16 protein-coding genes and 1 tRNA gene are annotated in these 16,534 nt (G+C 49.7%); 12 read left to right on the forward strand and 5 right to left on the reverse strand.

The window, feature by feature from the left end:
• The first annotated feature begins 33 nt into the window (after positions 1-33).
• The 3 genes from J8Z22_RS02170 (at position 34) to J8Z22_RS02180 (ending at position 2,777) form a co-directional block, all read left to right on the forward strand.
• Positions 34-795: an outer membrane protein OmpK gene (locus tag J8Z22_RS02170; RefSeq protein WP_252008535.1), complete on the forward strand. Its 762-nt coding sequence runs from the start codon at positions 34-36 to the stop codon at positions 793-795.
• A gap of 23 nt (positions 796-818) precedes the next feature.
• The gene (locus J8Z22_RS02175; RefSeq protein ID WP_035416229.1) at positions 819-1,580 is read left to right on the forward strand and encodes an outer membrane protein OmpK; all 762 of its coding nucleotides are present in this window, start codon (positions 819-821) and stop codon (positions 1,578-1,580) included.
• A gap of 186 nt (positions 1,581-1,766) precedes the next feature.
• A complete protein-coding gene (locus J8Z22_RS02180; protein WP_051252867.1) occupies positions 1,767-2,777 on the forward strand; it encodes a LysR family transcriptional regulator in 1,011 nt (336 codons plus the stop codon).
• Between the two features lie 23 nt (positions 2,778-2,800).
• Here J8Z22_RS02180 and J8Z22_RS02185 read toward each other — a convergent pair whose 3' ends face one another.
• Positions 2,801-2,953, reverse strand: a complete 153-nt coding sequence (locus tag J8Z22_RS02185) for a hypothetical protein (RefSeq protein WP_176819274.1) — start codon at positions 2,951-2,953, stop codon at positions 2,801-2,803.
• Between the two features lie 390 nt (positions 2,954-3,343).
• Here J8Z22_RS02185 and J8Z22_RS02190 point away from each other — a divergent pair, with 390 nt between their 5' ends.
• From J8Z22_RS02190 to J8Z22_RS02215, 6 genes are all read left to right on the forward strand, one after another.
• Positions 3,344-3,553 carry a cold-shock protein gene (locus tag J8Z22_RS02190; RefSeq protein ID WP_028114360.1) on the forward strand — a complete coding sequence of 70 codons (210 nt, stop codon included), beginning with the start codon at positions 3,344-3,346 and terminating at the stop codon, positions 3,551-3,553.
• Positions 3,554-3,876: 323 nt separating this feature from the next.
• Positions 3,877-5,517, forward strand: a complete 1,641-nt coding sequence (locus J8Z22_RS02195) for an ATP-binding protein (protein ID WP_252008537.1) — start codon at positions 3,877-3,879, stop codon at positions 5,515-5,517.
• A 71-nt stretch (positions 5,518-5,588) separates the two neighbouring features.
• Entirely contained in the window at positions 5,589-6,344 is a 756-nt protein-coding gene (locus J8Z22_RS02200; protein WP_252008539.1) for an HNH endonuclease, read from the forward strand.
• Positions 6,341-8,176, forward strand: coding sequence for a DEAD/DEAH box helicase (locus J8Z22_RS02205; protein WP_252008540.1), 1,836 nt, complete (start codon positions 6,341-6,343; stop codon positions 8,174-8,176). Before J8Z22_RS02200 ends, J8Z22_RS02205 begins: the two co-directional genes overlap by 4 nt.
• Positions 8,173-8,613, forward strand: a complete 441-nt coding sequence (locus tag J8Z22_RS02210; protein ID WP_252008542.1) for an EcoRII N-terminal effector-binding domain-containing protein — start codon at positions 8,173-8,175, stop codon at positions 8,611-8,613. Before J8Z22_RS02205 ends, J8Z22_RS02210 begins: the two co-directional genes overlap by 4 nt.
• Positions 8,614-9,338: 725 nt before the next feature.
• Positions 9,339-10,022, forward strand: coding sequence for an HNH endonuclease signature motif containing protein (locus tag J8Z22_RS02215; protein WP_252008544.1), 684 nt, complete (start codon positions 9,339-9,341; stop codon positions 10,020-10,022).
• A 39-nt stretch (positions 10,023-10,061) separates the two neighbouring features.
• Here the strand turns inward: J8Z22_RS02215 and J8Z22_RS02220 are convergent, their stop codons facing one another.
• The 3 genes from J8Z22_RS02220 to J8Z22_RS02230 all read right to left on the reverse strand — a co-directional run bounded on the left by J8Z22_RS02220 (position 10,062) and on the right by J8Z22_RS02230 (position 12,566).
• On the reverse strand, positions 10,062-10,541 hold the full coding sequence (locus J8Z22_RS02220; protein WP_252008546.1) for a very short patch repair endonuclease: 480 nt from the start codon (positions 10,539-10,541) through the stop codon (positions 10,062-10,064).
• Positions 10,541-12,019, reverse strand: coding sequence for a DNA (cytosine-5-)-methyltransferase (gene dcm / locus J8Z22_RS02225; protein ID WP_252008548.1), 1,479 nt, complete (start codon positions 12,017-12,019; stop codon positions 10,541-10,543). The genes J8Z22_RS02220 and dcm overlap by 1 nt, the downstream gene beginning before the upstream one ends.
• A 470-nt stretch (positions 12,020-12,489) precedes the next feature.
• Positions 12,490-12,566 (reverse strand) — tRNA-Ile (locus J8Z22_RS02230).
• Positions 12,567-12,886: 320 nt separating this feature from the next.
• Here J8Z22_RS02230 and J8Z22_RS02235 point away from each other — a divergent pair.
• Together J8Z22_RS02235 and J8Z22_RS02240 are read left to right on the forward strand one after the other, a co-directional pair.
• Entirely contained in the window at positions 12,887-13,330 is a 444-nt protein-coding gene (locus tag J8Z22_RS02235) for a universal stress protein (protein ID WP_028114350.1), read from the forward strand.
• A gap of 269 nt (positions 13,331-13,599) precedes the next feature.
• On the forward strand, positions 13,600-14,043 hold the full coding sequence (locus tag J8Z22_RS02240; protein ID WP_252008550.1) for a universal stress protein: 444 nt from the start codon (positions 13,600-13,602) through the stop codon (positions 14,041-14,043).
• Between the two features lie 58 nt (positions 14,044-14,101).
• On the opposite strand, the gene J8Z22_RS02245 is transcribed toward J8Z22_RS02240, so the two are convergent.
• A complete protein-coding gene (locus J8Z22_RS02245) occupies positions 14,102-15,295 on the reverse strand; it encodes an MFS transporter (RefSeq protein WP_252008552.1) in 1,194 nt (397 codons plus the stop codon).
• Positions 15,296-15,497: 202 nt separating this feature from the next.
• On the opposite strand from J8Z22_RS02245, the gene J8Z22_RS02250 reads away from it, so the two are divergent.
• The gene (locus J8Z22_RS02250) at positions 15,498-16,460 is read left to right on the forward strand and encodes a nucleoside hydrolase (protein ID WP_252008554.1); all 963 of its coding nucleotides are present in this window, start codon (positions 15,498-15,500) and stop codon (positions 16,458-16,460) included.
• Positions 16,461-16,534 lie beyond the last annotated feature (74 nt).

Raw genomic sequence — 16,534 nt, forward strand, 5'->3', positions numbered from 1 at the left:
GGTCTGCGACGGCCCTCGGGGGCTAGAACAACAATGAAAAAAACAACTGTACTGTGTATTGCGCTGGCGTCGACCGCCTTGATGAACGTTTCGGTCCAGGCTGAGGTGTTGTACCAGGAAAACAGCGTACGGGTGGGGTATCAAACCCTGCTGGATGCCGAAGACAAAAACCCCAACCGGTATGACCAGGGTTACCTGGCCTATTACCACACCACCCTGGCCGACTGGGGCAGTGCCCTGGGTTGGCTGTGGCTGGAAAACCCGCTGGATAACGCCGACAACCAGCAAGGCGACGATGCCGGCGCCACCACCAAAGGCTGGCTGAAAATCGATTACGCCCTCGGCGACACCCCGTTTAACCTGTGGCTGCAATCGTTCTTTATGGGTAACACCACCTGTATGGAACAGAACCTCTACTTTGGCGGCTCCTACTCGATTCGGGCCGACAACCTCAACGGTACCTTTGGCCTGGGCGCTAACTACTCCTATGGCTCGTTCCGCCCGGCCAACAGCAGCTTCAACGGTGCCAATGGCTATGCGGCCGTGGTGGCGCTGGCCTACAACCTGACGCCGTCACTGGTGGCCCGAGGCTACTACGAGGCCCAGTTCGACCGCGACGACGAGTTTCAGACCGCCCTGGGCTACGACCAGTTTGGCTACCAGGTGCAACTGGGGGTGGACTACCACATTAACAGCAGGCTGATGCTTAGCTCCTCCTACATGTACCTCGACAGCTGGGGCGCCACCAAGCGTGACGGCGGCGAGATGCTGTTTGAACTGGGCGTGAAGTTTTAAGGTCGCAAATAGGGAGAGAGACGATGCGAATCAATACAGTACGCAGTGGGCTGGCCCTGGCGATGGGGCTGCTGCTGGCGCAGCCGGCACTGGCCGATGTGAAGGTACAGCGCACCAGCGTCAAGGTGGGTTACGACACCCTGCTGTCGGCAGACAAAAATAAGAACCTCGGCGACCAGGGCTATCTGGTGGTCAACCACATGACGGTCTCGGACTGGGGCAGCTTCATTGGCTGGTTCCGGTTTGAGAACCCGCTCGACAGCGCCGAAAACCAGTTGGGTAAGGATCTGGGGCCGGCCACCAAAACCTGGATGAAACTGGATTATGGCCTGGGCGAGTCGCCGTTCAACCTGTGGCTGCAGTCGTTTACCCTGGCCAAGTCCACGGCGGTGGAGGAGAACTTCTACCTGGGTCTGTCTTACGATTTGTCTTATGGCAAGTTGCTCGGCACCGTGAGTATGGGGGCGCAATACGCCTACGGCTCGTTCTCGCCCACCAAGGAAAGCTTCTCTGGGATCAGTGGAATGGCAACATCTTTGATGCTGGGTTATAAGCTGACGCCAAAATTGATCGGTAAGTTTTATTATATAGGTCAATTTTTCCGGTCGGATGATCATCAAAATACCTTTGGCTATGACAGTTATGGGCATCAATTGATCACCGGAGTGGAGTATCACGTTAATAAAAGAGTCTTTGTCGGAACATCTTATAAACACAGAAAGAGCTGGGGCGGGGCATTAGAAGCCGGCGACGAACTGCTGTTCGAGGCTGGTTATAAGTTCTGATTATTACTGACTCATATTAACAGATGGAATCAGTCGCCGTATTTGGTTCATGGCGGTGGACGAATAAGCCTCGATCACAACTGTGGGCCAAATACGCCCTTTATTAAAAAAGCGAATTGAATTAGAACTCAAATTAACCGTAATTTAGATTCACCTGCCGCCCAAATTAGTATTAATGGTTTGCCTATGAATATTAACCAGAATGTTAGAGATTTGTCGGTGGCTCATCTGCAGTTAATTCTGTGCCTGCTTAAGTGCGGCAACGCCAGCGTGGCCGCCGAACAGCTGGGCATGAGCCAGTCGTCGGTCAGCTATCAGCTGCGTCGCCTACGGGTGATGTTTGAAGACGAGTTGTTTCTGCGCACCGGCAGCGGCTTAAAACCCACCGAGCGCTGCCAGCAGATAGGCTTCATTGCCGCCGATCTGGTGGTGCGCATTGAGGAAGACCTGCTGCACGCCGGCCACTTCGAGCCGATGGCGGTACGGCGGGACTTGTCGGTGGTGGCCGACGGTACCATTACCGGCTGGTTTGCGCCGCTGTTTCTGGAGTTTCAGAAGCAGATGCCCCGAGCCCGATTGTGTGCCCGCAACTGGCACCTGAATTCGTTCCAGGATCTGGACAAGGGTGAGGTGCACTTTGGGGTGCACGTGATGCCAGCCGACGGCGCCGGCGTGTGCGAAGTGGAGATGGACCCCTGCTACCGGGTGTTTGTGGTTCGAAAATACCACCCGCTGGCGCAAAAAGGCGCAGTGGCGCTGGAAGACCTGGCCATGTACCCGGTGCTGCTGCACGACCTGTGCGGCATGAACAGCCACGGCAATTCACTGATGGAGCGGGTGATGAGCGATCGCGACCAGAAACTGAACCTGGTGTCGAAGATAGGGGAGGTTCACAGCATCTTCGAGATGCTGCGCTACTCCAATGCCATTACCTATGCGGCGGTGGCCAGCCTGCCCCGGGATCTGAGCGATTTTACCTTGCTGAAGGCGCCGGACTGCTTCAGCGCCATTCAGGGCTTCTATCGCTTGTACGTGTGCCGCTCACGTTACGGCTCCCAGGAGACTAACTGGCTGATCGAGTTTCTGCGCGACTCATTCTGCCGCTACATTCAGCTCAAGCACAGCCGCCCGGAGTTGGCGGGGCTGATTCCCGATGATGCACGGCGGTTGTCGACCGAAGCCAGCAGTGCCCTGTGAGCGCCATCGGTTCCCGGCAGGGATCAGGCGTAAATCTTACTGGTGAGGCGATCTTCGCTGCGGCGGCCGGACAGGTGACGGCGATCGGCCTTGTCCTCTTCGAAGCGCACTTCACCGCGACGCTCCTTGTGGCTGCGGCGGTCGTGATCTCGGCGTTCGGTAGTGGGTGATTTCATGGCGGCTCTCTCCCGGTGGCTGATGATTTAGTTATAGGAGAGGTTGTCGGGGCTAGCCAGTCTGCACCGTGATTGGTCTGAGCAGTACGGCGATGGCGAGGGTGGGCGCGGCCTGGCGCCGGGCTTTCTTGACCGCAGCTGACAAATGATCGCGATAAGATCGATACAATGCTATACAAGTGAAGAAAGTGTGTTACCATCTGCCTCGGCCTGAAATCAGACCTATTTATATGAAACGCAATATTATGCTTTAGAACGCTTCGTCCGGACGCTTACGCATCCAGCATCATGAAGTTTTTCCTATCATAAGTTTTAGCTCACATAAGTAATTCATTTCTTGGCTATATCTGCGCATAATGCGAATTATTTTTTGAAAAATTAGGATTAATCATGTCTAAGTCTACTGGTATCGTTAAGTGGTTCAACGAAGAGAAAGGTTTCGGTTTCATCACTCCAGACAACGGCGGTGCTGACGTATTCGTTCACTTCCGTGCCATCGCTTCTGAAGGTTTCAAGACCCTGGCTGAAGGTCAGCAGGTTTCTTTCGAAACTGAGCAAGGCCAGAAAGGCCCTCAAGCTGCTAACGTAGTAGCTCTGTAAGTCAAAGCCTCGCTTTGAACTTCAAAAATGCTGGCTGAGGCCGGCATTTTTTGTGCCTGGCGTTTGCCGCCAGGCCAGCCAGACAAAGGCGCAGCGGTGGTTACCGGCTGCGCCTTTTCGGTTTCTCTCCCCATCGTTTTCGAAGCCCCTTCAGCTGATCCGCATCAGTAAAGCGCCACCTTCATGGTGTAACTCATTGGTATTTATGGTGATATGCCGTAGATTAACCGGTAACGACTGGTCATTACTGTCCCCAGATTCATCGCCAAGGGATAGCCAAGTCTATATGCTTTATAAATTCAGATATTTGCAGGTGCTCGAACATGAATGATTCAGTGACTACTATGCCTAGGATCCAACACCGAGATATGGTTAACGAGCCAGACCCCTCGCGCTTGATACATGGCCTCCGAGATACTGGGTATGACTTATACACAGCAGCTGCCGACATCATAGATAACTCCATTGCAGCTGGCGCCACAAACATAAACATCAACATTGATCTAACCCGAGACGGGCGCAAATTTGTTTACTTCGGCGATGACGGTCATGGTATGGACGCTGACGGCCTTCACAACGCAATGAGATACGGAGCAAAAATCCGTGAAGACTTGGCTTCATTGGGGAAGTTTGGACTTGGGCTGAAGACCGCTTCGAGTTCAGTGTGTCTGAAGTACGCTCTGATTTCACGAACCGATGTTTCCAGCCCACTGCTTAAGCTCACATGGGACTTGGAGCACGTGGAGAATGTTAATGTTTGGGAAATGCTTGATGAGCCGGTATCAGAAGATGAACAAGAGATTTTTGAAGAACTATGTGGAGATTCTGGAACTCTAGTTGTCTGGTCAAAGTGTGATCGACTTCTTAGTAAGGCGTATGAAGAGCCAGGCGGAACCAAAGAACAAAATGCCGTTCGAACCAGAAGAGCAAAGTTAATTGAGCATTGTGCTCTAATTTTTCACAAGTACCTTAACCAGGAAGAGAAGGAGCATCGCACTGTAAACATCACCGTTAACGGTGTCAAAGTTGAACATTGGAACCCTTTCTACCCTGAGAAATCTGAGCAGGTACTCCCTGATAAATTGACTGTTCTTCCTATACAGCGAGAAGATGGAAGCGTGCACAATGCCATTGTAAAAGCCTGGATTCTTCCTCATGCAAAAGACATGACAAAGGAAGAGAATAGAAAACACGCTAAAATCTCTAACCGCGGCCAGGGTTTTTATATTCACCGGGAAGGAAGAGTAATCCATTATGGTGGCTACCTAGGCCTCTGGCGCTCAGATGATCCACACTGGTCCTTGCTCCGAGTAGAGTTTGATTTCGGCCATCAACTAGATGATGCGTTCCGGGTCGATGTTAAAAAGAGCAGAATCCTGTTGGATCCTGCATTAGAGGAGGCCCTTATTGAATTACTGGGACCTGCTCACAAAGAAGCTGATCGTAGATACCGCCGTAAACAGGCAGTCACAGTAACTAGTGGGATATCACACGGAGACTCCAACAAAACGATCTCCGAAACGAAAAATACTTTAAAAGTAACTGCCGAGTCAGTAGATGAGGATTCTGGAACAGCTGTTGTCTCAAACAACAAAGGCCGCGGTATAAAGATACTTACGCCAATTGAAAGCAATGTTAGCCCTGATTCTCTCTTTGTAAGTCCAGTAGACGGGATACCTAGTGGCGCACTCTGGGAGCCTTGCTTGACCAGTGAGAAAGACACTAACCACTCCACTGGTGTACACCTGAATAAGCAGCATGATTTCTATGCCAAGGTTTATAGCCAAACAAAGTCCGGTGTATCCATCGAAGGCCTCGACCTCTTGTTATGGGCTCTCGCTGCAGCCGAGCATAAGAACACCGATCAAGAGCTGTCTATTATGTGGGAAGATATTAGAGATGAGGTATCTTCAAACCTGAAGAAGTTGCTCAGAGCAATCGAAATTCCCACTTCACAGTCCTGAAAACAAGAGCCATGGGTAACAACGAAATAGAGTCCATTACGGATCAGATTAGACAAAGAACTGGAGCCACGATGCGTGGCTATCAGGACCAAGCAGAAGCGCGCCAAGGGCTTTCATTCTGGTTTTATAATTACAATCGCAGCAGTGGACCAATATTTTCCATTCGCCCAGCTGGGCTTAAGCGACACACTGTGTCACTTAAGCTCGGCCCGTATGCAGCACCGTGCGTAGAACACATACAAAATCGAGCTACACATGATGACTATGCTTTTGCATATGCATTTACCGAGAAGCTTAAGGGCTCATTTGACCTGAAAATAAACGGTTTGCAACCTGAAGCCGGCTGGCAGGTTTCCCCAGATTTAAAGATTTCTGTCACTAGAAGGGTATCTAATCAGCAGTCCACAGATGATATTTTACAATCTATAAATTCAATGATGGTTCCTCTAATTGCAGCAATGGCAGAACTAATCGGGTATGAGGATGAAGATGAAAGGCCTGAGGACATTCATTCAGATGTAGAAGGGACTCTCACTCCAACCCTTATACAAAAGAGAGAACGGAGCCTCAGAAATCGTTTACTTTGTTTATCTCTACATGGAGAAAGGTGCGGTGTGTGTGGCTTTGTAACCCAGGATATCTACGGGAAAGAGCTGACATCAATCCTAGAAGTTCATCATATTGAACCTATCGCAGATATCGAGCAACCAAGAGCATATGATCCAAGAACTGATCTGATTCCACTTTGCCCGAATTGCCACAGAGCCATTCATAGACGCAAACCAGCTCTTACACCAGAAGAGCTAAAGGGAATCATGAAACTATGAATCATTCTCTATCCATGCTGGCACATGACTATCGCAAATTTGAAACAGAAAACTTACCTTATTTGTTCTCCGAAAGGCTCCTTAATCCCGTCCTGTATATTGAAAGGAAACAGAGCAAGTATATCGCGTCTCTTGGGGCAAAAATTCGAAAGGCAGGTCAATATCATTTTTTACCTTGTCTAAGTATTCAACACAACTGGTTGTTGGACGGAAATCGGATTAAACCGCTCCCTCACGATGTACCTAAGGTTGTCTGCAATGCACTGCTCGAGGTTAACCCTCAGGATCTGCGTTATCCGGAAGTTTTAAGCCTTATACGAAACGGAATAGAAGGTATTGAGATAAGCGTTGCTCCAAGCGTTACTGAAAAGGCTAACGCAAGATCTGCCGCCATGTCGTTGCCGACAGTCACACAAGGATTGAATGCGTCTTTATATCCTTACCAAGAACATGGAGTAGCTTGGCTGAGTGAGACCCTCGATAGTATTGGCGGAGCAATACTAGCTGACGAGATGGGACTTGGGAAAACACTCCAGATAATTGCAGCCCTTCTTATAAATAAGCCTACTTCAGAGAACCCCGCTCTTATAGTTTGCCCTACAACCTTGATTGCAAACTGGTGTCGAGAGGTGCATAGATTCGCACCCTCGTTCACACTTATGGTGCATAGAGGAGGTGATCGGACGGGTTATTACAAAGACTTAATGCGATCAGACATTGTCATTACCACATACGATACACTGGTCAATGACGTTACCTTGTTCAGAGGTATTGAATGGAGCTATGTCATTTGCGATGAGGCTCAGGCAGTAAAAAATCCAGATGCAAAGAGGCGTATTGCGTTGAGCTCGCTGCCTAGGCGATACACGATACCGGTAACAGGAACGCCGGTGGAAAATTCACTTATGGACCTGTGGTCTTTAGCTGATCTTGCAGTCCCTGGCATCTTAGGGCCTAAAGAAGAATTTCCTGATTTTTATCCGGATACAGAAGAAGGCGCTCAATCTCTGAGTACCTTTTCAGATACTATCGTTCTTAAGCGTCAGGTAAAGGACGTTGCAGATGACCTGCCAAAACGAACTGACGTTGATCTTCCTGTTGAGCTTGATTCTGTAACCATCGAGGAATACGAAAGAATCAGAGAAGAAACAATTGCTGAGTATGGTGCAGCTGGAAAACTGGTTGCTGTTGGACAGTTAGCAATTTATTGCGCGCACCCATGGCTAAGGCTTAAAAAGTCTGGAATCTCTGATTGGGAAGAGCATGTAGAGCTTCATCCTGATCCTAGCTATCCGCTGATGACTCCAAAAATGAAGCTCTGTATTCAATTACTCAGTGAGGCTACTAGAAACAAGAAGAAAGTCCTGATATTTGCTGCTTACAATTGTTGTGGATATCTGATCAAAAAAGCTGCCGATGAGCGTAATGTTCATGTTAGTTATTGGGACTCGATTAACGGATCTACACCTCAGGAAAAACGACAATCTATAGTGGATAACTTTACGTCAGTGAACGGATCTGCAGTGTTGGTTCTAAATCCGAAAGCAGCTGGAGCTGGACTTAACATAACTGCAGCGACCATAGTGATCCACTACACACAAAGCTGGAACCCAGCATTAGAGATGCAGGCTTCGGCAAGGGCCCACCGTCGCGGGCAGGATAAACCAGTCACAATATATCGCCTCTTCTACAAGGGAACTGTTGAGGAAACGATGGTTGAAAGAAGCTTATGGAAAAGGGAGCTAGGGGAAGAAGCCATCCCAATTAGCACTCGCGATGAACAAGATTTTAGAAAGGCACTTTTGGAAAGCCCCGCAAAGGAGGTGAAATGAATACATCTTACGAAAAAGTTCTTACAAAAAATGATACTGGCGAAACCGGCGGGCATCAGGCTGGAATCGTGGTACCGAAGAAAAACCAAGAGCTTATTAATTTTTTCCCTGCACTTGAACTTGAAGAGTTTAACCCAGACGCTTGGTTAGTTTGCATAGATGCTGATGGTGAACAATGGCAAATGCGTTACATTTACTATAATGGAAAGTCTTTTGCTCCCCCCAAAAGTACCAGAAACGAATACAGAATCACTCACATGACCAAGTTTCTTTCTAAATGGGGAGCAAAGCCTGGTGATTCGGTGCAATTTACTTCAACTGAAAGATCGAATACTTTCAGGATTAAAATTAAGCGTAGAGAAAAAATAATTGAAGTACAAAATACGATAGGAGAACCCAAGCCCGTTGTACTTAAGGGATGGAGTCCTGTTTATTGACTTGCTAATTGTTTGTTTCTTTGATGCTTAGATATTCTTCAGAGCTGGTAGCATAAGTCATTCAGTTCTGAAGATTTTTCATTTACCTTAAAGAAGGTTGAAAAAGCGTCATTAGGTTGATTGTCACATGCATTAACGTCGCCACCAAATTGGTTCTATTATTTAGGAATAAACTTAAATAAGGATGCTAAATCGAGGTTTGAATCACTAAGATGCATTCATCGCTGGAATTTTTAATTTTTATCTTAGACCGGGACTCAGGGTTTGCCCTGCTGGGCAGTCTTGGATATTGCTGTTAGATGAGGGGGAGTTCGTTAAATCGGGTTGATGGCTGATACGTTCAGGAGTGACGTACAGTGTATCTAGCCGAGATAAAACAAGGCTAGCACATCATTCATCATATATTATATATTATACAGTTGAAAAAGGGCTCCATTGTAGTAGTTTTGGAATCTCTGATACCAAATTAAATAATACAGTCGCTACTGAAAATGAATAAGGTGCTAGTTGGGAGGAAGACTATGGAGATCGGTATGTCTATCCTGAGTGTGGTCAATAAAACCACGAAAAATCCGTGAGGGGGCGTTTATTACCTACTTCATTCTTGATATATTATACGGCTTCATAATGGCAATTTAAAATTGAAGTTGCTGTTGAATATGTTCATGAATACGCTAATGTGCTTAATTTTAATCATAAAACTATGTTAGTGAGAAAGGTATAATATGTGGGATAAAGTGTTTGATAATTTTGGGATTAAAAAAGTCACCAAAACGGATAAAAACAAGGAGGCTTATGTACCTAATGGAGGGCAAAAAAGTGCACTAAAAGCTGCAGGAAAAGATCCTGATTTGCGCAGCGATATTGAGCTAATAATACTTGGTGATTTTCATACTAATAAATTAGTATCCTCTTATTATTCTTCTGTAAGAGCGGCATCAGCGGGAAGATCGCCTGAAGAAAGGATGGGTAAAGAACTGATTGCAGACTGGCTTGATATTGGTGATGAGGTTGTAATTGGAAATATTGGTAGCGAAGTATATGCTGCAAAAAACATAATTGGATTTAAAGGCATTAAGGCTATCGTTGAACAAGCGGCCAAAGAAGCAAAGAAAAAGCCAAAAAAATCTAAGGTTCTAAAAGATGAATTTGAAAGAAATCCAATGGTTGTTAAGCATGCTTTGCTAAGAGCAAATGGTAAGTGTGAAATGCCTGGTTGTACTACGGCTTTATTTAAGAAGCCCAATGGTGAGGTTTATTTAGAGGTTCATCACATAGAATACTTATCAGAAAATGGCGATGATAGTGTGGAAAATGTTGCAGCGCTTTGTGCTAGTTGTCATAGGGAATTGCACTACGGAGATGGCAAGGATGTAAAAAAGAAGAAATTAATCGATAGCATGGTATGATATATAGATTGTGGTTGAGTGTGTTTTCTAGAGGCGCGTTCATATGTAATTGTCGTGCCTTCTGATTCCTTTGTTATCAATCTCGCAGTTGTAATCTATAGCTAAAATCCATTCTTCCAAACGTTCCATTAGATCTACTTCACTCATGCGTTTCTTTCCTTTTAGTGAGCACTCCCAAACTGTAAGCTGTTTGAACCCTAATTGAGCTATTAATTTGGCCTTTTCAACATCTCTGGCTTTGTTGGTATCGAGCTTTTCTCTCCAGAATTCAGGATTTGTAGTCGGATACTTGAATAAGTAACAATCATGCGCATGCCAGAAGCATCCATTGATCCAAATCACTGCATTATATCGGGGTAAGAAAATATCGGCTTTTACAGGAAGGTTTGAGGGGTGGATACGAAATCTGAAGCCAATTCGGTGCAATAACTTCCGAATGTAGACTTCAGGTTTCGTATTCTTTGAGCGAATTGCTCTCATGTTCTTTGAGCGAATCGCTTTTGGGTGGACGTCAACCATCAGGCAAGAGCCCGTTCAGCCTCTTTCTTAATGGCATTTTTCTTATCTGCCTCAATCGCTTCCATGATATAGGGTTTCATCAGTTTAGCTACCGCGGCAAAAACTGGTACTACGACAGAATTGCCGAACTGGCGGTATGCCTGAGTATCGCTAACAGGGATTTTCCACTCAGCTCCATCTGGCTTATCGAAACCCATCAGGCGCGCGCATTCCCTAGGTGTCAGGCGGCGAGGGCGATTTTCTTGGTTTTCTTCATTCCAGAAGTCGCTTTCTGCTAGGGACATATCCCAGCCTTTGTAATCGACAAGAATTTCAGAGCCGTCTTTGTGGTAACGGGCGGACAGAGTGCGAGCAACAGCAGAAGAATTCTTTGGATCAACGAGTCCAAAACCAAATCCATTACCCTTCGCAGCATGCTTTTTCGCGTATTCAAAAAGGTATTCCCAGAGTCGGGGAGTTAGCTGGTACTTGGCATCAATATCTTTCTCGAGAATGCTGGTAAAAGTAGGCCACTCGTTTTTGGAAGGGGCATGCTCATAGACGTCCCTTAAGGTGAACCCTTCATGGACATCCAGATCCTTGCGAAAGCCAACCAGAACAATACGTTCACGGTGTTGAGGCGTAAAGTGCTTGCCATCAATGATCTTCGGGTCTTGCGAGCCTTTGGCATCGACATCCGCAACCCAATAACCCAAACGGTCCAGCGTTTCTTGGATGATGCGAAATGTATTGCCATGGTCATGGCTTTTCAAGTTTTTCACATTTTCTAGAACAAAAGCTTTTGGCTGCATTGCCTTGATGATCATTTCGACATCAAAGAACAAAGTGCCTTGGGTCTCACATTCAAAACCATGTGCTCGACCTAATGAGTTTTTCTTGGAGACACCAGCAAGAGAAAATGGCTGACAGGGGAAACCGGCAAGAAGCACGTCAAGTTCACCTGGAAAATGAGCTCTGATATTTTCAAGCACTTTTTCTTCAGAAACATAGGGGTGTTTCTCTTTGTTACTGAGAGTAATATCAGTGATATCTTCGTTGAAAACATGTTCATCATCGCAATACCAGTTTGCCTTATAAGTCTTGCGAGCAAATTTATTCCACTCACTTGAGAATATGCATTCCCCTCCAATAGCTTCGAAGCCTTTGCGAATCCCGCCAATACCGGCAAACAAATCGGCGAATGTAAAATCAGCACTACCATAGTGGGCTGGCTTTTGAGGTACTATTTCCTCGGACAAGTACTTGTGCTCTCCTGCCGTCAGGGGGCGATTAATGAATTCTTCCTTGATACATTTTCTTAAAATGTCCCGGTTCCACTTGTCGCCACAACTGACTTCATTTAGGAAGTTACTAATCTGTATTAAATCCCAGCTTTCCTGAAGACGCTCAACTAGTGCGGTATCGCGTTTGGAGTATAGTAGCTTTTGTTGTTGATCAAGATCACGACAGGCAGCCGCTTTTTGTTCTGGAGTGCTCATTTTCAAACCTCTGGGTCAATCGCGCGAGAAATTGTCGCACGTTTCTACCTAGATTGCTCGATGTTTTTGTATCATCCAACGGTTCGAATTCCCGGGGAGTCAATCAACACCATTCCCTTTAGGACCTCTCACCAAGCAGTGGTAAGGAATCACTTTATGGCGATAGTACAAGCGACTAAATAGTAAGCCGAAGTATAGAATACAGTAAGCACCTCAAGTCTTACGGTGCCTTGTATTTTACTTAGAGCCATTAGACTACTACACCTTTGAGGCGTTGAACGAAAGGCCTTTGACTTAACTGTGCACACGAGAATGGTTCGATTCTATTGTGGGAGTTAGCTTGGTGACTCAATTAAATGTTATTTAACAGAGGGCGCACATTTAGCCTATCCAGGGGTGCCAATTTACGCCAAGGGCAGTACAAACTAAAAAGGCGCAGCGGTTACTAACCGGCTGCGCCTTCCTGTATATGGTGGCCCCTGGGGGACTTGAACCCACGACCAAGCGATTATGAGTCGCCTGCTCTAACCAACTGAGCTAAGGGGCCTTATCTGTTTAGCGGGCATGAGGCCCACTGAGCTGCTGAGTATATCCAAGCCAAATCCCGTTGTCATCCGCTCTGTGGGCGTGAAAAGCCGTTGCCGGTGGCGTTTGCCTAAGAAAACGCCAGTGAGGGCGAATTGGGGTTCGAACACGGGTAAAAACCACCTGTGTTTGTGGTGGCCAAGTAGCGGCGCCGGCGTTGATTAGGATCATGGTTTGCCGACGGTCACTGTGGTGCTATGGCGGTGAGGGCAGGGTCTGCGAATGAGTGTGTTAGCTTAGGCATTCACTTCGTACCGTTTCACTAACCGATGGAGAATCAGGATGAACGCATACAAAAAGGTATTGATGCCACTGGATTTTCACAGTGATAACGATCAGATCATGGCCAAGGGCCGACAGATGGCCGAAGCCAATGATGCTGAGATGTACCTGCTGCACGTCAACGAACCCATGGCCGGGGTCTACACCTTCGAGGCGGTCAGCTTTGGCGACCAGATGGAGGAGTTCAAAGAGCGAATCCGCAGTGAAGCCAGAGAGCGTCTGAACCAGTTTGCCGGCGATCTGGGCATTGCCCCGGAACGGCAACTGATTCGTGAAGGCAAGGCGTCGCGCGAGATTGAAGAGGTGGTCAACGACTTTGGCATCGATCTGGTCGTTATGGGTACCCATGGTCACTCCGGCCTGCAGCGGCTGCTGGGCTCCACCGCCAACAGCGTGCTTAACCACGTCGATTGCGACGTGCTGACGGTGCGCATTAAAGAGTAAGCGTCAGGCGCGCTTCGAGCGCCGATTCGGCGGTGAATGGCAGGGGAAGTGGGCGTTGGCTCGCGGCCCCTTTAGCACCATCGGTTTGCCGCCATCTAAGGCTGTTTTCTAATTCCCCTTTGTTTGTTGATTGCGCCGCTGTCGATTCAATCACCTACAATTAATGGGGATTAACAGGGTTTTTGCTGTTGCCGTGGTCAGGTTAGGGCTGTTGTGTGGCCAAAGCTGACACTGGCGCCGCCGAAGCCGGCCATCGCGGGAGGTTTGAAATGAGCGTTTACAGCAAGGTTTTAATACCGCTCGATTTTCATGGTGACAATGAGTGGATCGTTGCCAAGGGCATGAAGGTGGCGGCCGATCATGGCGCCGAGTTGTTTCTGCTGCATGTGGATGAGACGCTGGCGGAGCGCTACCTGTTTGAGTCGGCCAGTTTTAGTGGCCACCTGAAGGGGTTCAAGCAGGAGATCTGCCAGGAGTCGCAGCAACGGATGCGGGCGCTGGCCAAGGATATGCAACTGGACGACGACCACGTGCTGGTGCGTGAAGGTAAGGCGGCCAAGGCGATTGAGGCCACGGTCACCGAGCTGGGCATCGACCTGATTGTAATGGGTACCCATGGCCACTCCGGCCTGCAGCGGTTGCTGGGCTCCACCGCCAACCGGGTGCTGCACAGCGTCGACTGCGACGTGCTGACGGTGCGTAGCAAAGAGTAACGGCGGGTGCTGGCTCAGTAAGCGGTTAGAGCATTGGTTCAGGGGCAGGGGTGTCGGCTCAGGAGGCGGTGCGCGCGACCCGGGTGACCAGTTGCAGCTTGTGTGCCAGCAGCACGATCAGCGCGTAGCAGCCGAGGCTGGTGGCCACCACCAGGTGCCAGCCGCCGTATTCCCAAATCGGCAACAGCACAAAGCCACCGAGGCTGGCGCCCAGGTAGTAATGCACCAAATACAGGGAGCTGGCCTTGGCCCGCTCTTTGACCGCGTTTTTGCCCACCCAGCTGTAGGCCAGGCTGTGAATCTGGAAAAAACCCACCGAACACAACAGCAAGCCAACAATGATGATGCGCAGGTCCGCCGACAGGGTGATCACCGTGCCCATGATCAGGAACAGGGCGCCGGTCTGCATCCCCGCCGGGGCGGTGTAGTAGCGCAGCCAGCGGCCCGACAGCTGGGCCGAGATGCTGCCGGCCAGGTAGGTCAGAAACAGCAGTGACAGCTGAAAGGTGGTCAGGCTCCACGGGGCCTGAGACAGCTGGAACGTCAGCACGGTAAACAGGTTAACGAAGGTGCCGAAGGTCAGCCCGGCAATCAGGAACGCCGGTTGCAGCTGCGGGTTTTTCAGGTGGGCCATCAGCCCCTTGGCGGCGTGGCGCAGCGAGGTGGTGCTGGGCTGAAAGTTGCGTTGCTGCGGCAGCATTGTACTGAGCATCAGTGCGGCGGCGCAGCTGAGCACCACCAGGGTAATAAACGGCACCTGCCAGTTGTCGAAGTAACTGGCCATGCCGCCGATCAACCGGCCGCTGAGGCCACCGATGGCGTTGGCGGCCACGTAGCTGCCCATGGCGGCGGGCAGGCGCTGGGCGCCAATCTCTTCCGACATCCAGGCGGCGGCCACCGCCACAAAGCCTGCCAGCATAATGCCGTGAACAATGCGCAGCACAATGAACCACTCGACGCTGCTGGTGTTGAGCAGGGCCAGGTTGATCAGCGGCAGGCTGGTGAGCGACAACAGCATAATGGGGCGGCGACCGATGGCGTCGGAGACCATGGCCCAGGGGATCAGGAATATTGCCAGCGCCAGCGGCGCCCCGGCATGCAGCCAGTTGGCGGTGGCGGCGTCCAGCTCAAAGGCCTCAGCCAGCATCGGCAGCATCGGCTGTGCCACGTACAGGTTGCAGAACACCACCATGGCCGCCAGGGTGAGGGCGGTCAGGGCTTTGAGGTAGTTGCGGCCGGCGAGGGTTGCCATCTATGGGTTACTCTGTGCTGTCAGTGTCCACAGAATACTCTCGTTTCAGAGTGTGGAATAATACAAATCATCAATGAAGTCTTAGATTTGACCTTATCCGGTAAACGCGGTAGAGCGCGCAGAAATCCTGCTGAGGGTTGCCGATAATGGCGTCATCTCTGTGGTATTGCCTTCGGGCAGAAGAATAAAAAACGAGTCTACTATGTCGCAAAAGATTATTTTTGATACCGATCCGGGCATCGATGATGCTATGGCCCTGCTGTTTGCCCACGCCCACGACAACGTCGATATGGTGGCGATCACCACGGTGTACGGCAACGGTGTTATCGAAGATTGCACCCGTAATGCCTGTTACATCAACGACACTTTTAATATGGGCGCCACGGTGGTGCAGGGTGCCGCCGGTCCGCTGACTCGCGATCCGGTCGGTCCCACGGTGGTGGTGCACGGTGAGCATGGTCTGGGTACGGTGGAGGTGCCGCTGGATTACCCCATTAACATCGACCCTCGCCCGGCCCACGAATACATGTGCGATATGGCTCGAGAGAACCCCGGCGAGATCACCCTGGTGGCAGTTGGCCCGCTGACCAACCTGGCGCTGGCGCTGCAGCACGACCCGGAGATCGTTAACAACGTTAAAGAGGTGGTGATCATGGGGGCGGCCTTTGGCGAAGGCGGCCATCGCGGTAACGTGTCACCGGTGGCCGAGGCCAACATTCACGACGACCCTCACGCCGCCGATCAGGTGTTCTGCGCCGACTGGCCGGTGACCATTGTCGGCCTGGACGTAACCCACCAGACCTTCTTTACCGGCGACTACCTGGATAAGCTGCGCCACAGTGCCGGCGAAGTGGGTGAATTCATCTGGCAGGTGAGCCGCTTCTACCTCAAGTTCTACTCCGAGAAAGTGGGCGTCGATGGCTGCCATGTGCACGATCCGTCAGCGGTGGCCTACGTGGCCGACCCGAGTCTGTTCGGGGTGCGCAAAGGCCCGGTACGGGTGGTCACCGAAGGTCCGGCCATCGGCATGACCATCCAGAAGAGCGACGAGCGTTTCTACCATCACGACGAGTGGTCTTGCTTCCGGGCGCAGCAGGTGTGCGTCGAGGTCGACAACCAGCGTCTGCTGCAGATGTACCAAGACAGCATCAACTCGCTGGCGTAAATTCGAGCGTTAGAATCGGTTGGCTTAAAGTTTGCCTTTTCGGGGTCGCTTTAAGCCAACTATTGCTGGAGATC

This window comes from Ferrimonas sp. SCSIO 43195, assembly GCF_023716685.1.
Classification (GTDB): domain Bacteria; phylum Pseudomonadota; class Gammaproteobacteria; order Enterobacterales; family Shewanellaceae; genus Ferrimonas; species Ferrimonas kyonanensis.

What these genes read in the sequence shown, in the direction of transcription:
- J8Z22_RS02185 (WP_176819274.1), bottom strand. Translation starts at nt 2,953, where the DNA reads ATGAAATCACCCACTACCGAACGCCGAGATCACGACCGCCGCAGCCAC.
- J8Z22_RS02235 (WP_028114350.1), top strand. Translation starts at nt 12,887, where the DNA reads ATGAACGCATACAAAAAGGTATTGATGCCACTGGATTTTCACAGTGAT.
- J8Z22_RS02220 (WP_252008546.1), bottom strand. Translation starts at nt 10,541, where the DNA reads ATGGTTGACGTCCACCCAAAAGCGATTCGCTCAAAGAACATGAGAGCA.
- dcm (WP_252008548.1), bottom strand. Translation starts at nt 12,019, where the DNA reads ATGAGCACTCCAGAACAAAAAGCGGCTGCCTGTCGTGATCTTGATCAA.
- J8Z22_RS02250 (WP_252008554.1), top strand. Translation starts at nt 15,498, where the DNA reads ATGTCGCAAAAGATTATTTTTGATACCGATCCGGGCATCGATGATGCT.
- J8Z22_RS02180 (WP_051252867.1), top strand. Translation starts at nt 1,767, where the DNA reads ATGAATATTAACCAGAATGTTAGAGATTTGTCGGTGGCTCATCTGCAG.
- J8Z22_RS02195 (WP_252008537.1), top strand. Translation starts at nt 3,877, where the DNA reads ATGAATGATTCAGTGACTACTATGCCTAGGATCCAACACCGAGATATG.
- J8Z22_RS02205 (WP_252008540.1), top strand. Translation starts at nt 6,341, where the DNA reads ATGAATCATTCTCTATCCATGCTGGCACATGACTATCGCAAATTTGAA.
- J8Z22_RS02170 (WP_252008535.1), top strand. Translation starts at nt 34, where the DNA reads ATGAAAAAAACAACTGTACTGTGTATTGCGCTGGCGTCGACCGCCTTG.
- J8Z22_RS02240 (WP_252008550.1), top strand. Translation starts at nt 13,600, where the DNA reads ATGAGCGTTTACAGCAAGGTTTTAATACCGCTCGATTTTCATGGTGAC.
- J8Z22_RS02215 (WP_252008544.1), top strand. Translation starts at nt 9,339, where the DNA reads ATGTGGGATAAAGTGTTTGATAATTTTGGGATTAAAAAAGTCACCAAA.
- J8Z22_RS02190 (WP_028114360.1), top strand. Translation starts at nt 3,344, where the DNA reads ATGTCTAAGTCTACTGGTATCGTTAAGTGGTTCAACGAAGAGAAAGGT.
- J8Z22_RS02200 (WP_252008539.1), top strand. Translation starts at nt 5,589, where the DNA reads ATGCGTGGCTATCAGGACCAAGCAGAAGCGCGCCAAGGGCTTTCATTC.
- J8Z22_RS02175 (WP_035416229.1), top strand. Translation starts at nt 819, where the DNA reads ATGCGAATCAATACAGTACGCAGTGGGCTGGCCCTGGCGATGGGGCTG.
- J8Z22_RS02245 (WP_252008552.1), bottom strand. Translation starts at nt 15,295, where the DNA reads ATGGCAACCCTCGCCGGCCGCAACTACCTCAAAGCCCTGACCGCCCTC.
- J8Z22_RS02210 (WP_252008542.1), top strand. Translation starts at nt 8,173, where the DNA reads ATGAATACATCTTACGAAAAAGTTCTTACAAAAAATGATACTGGCGAA.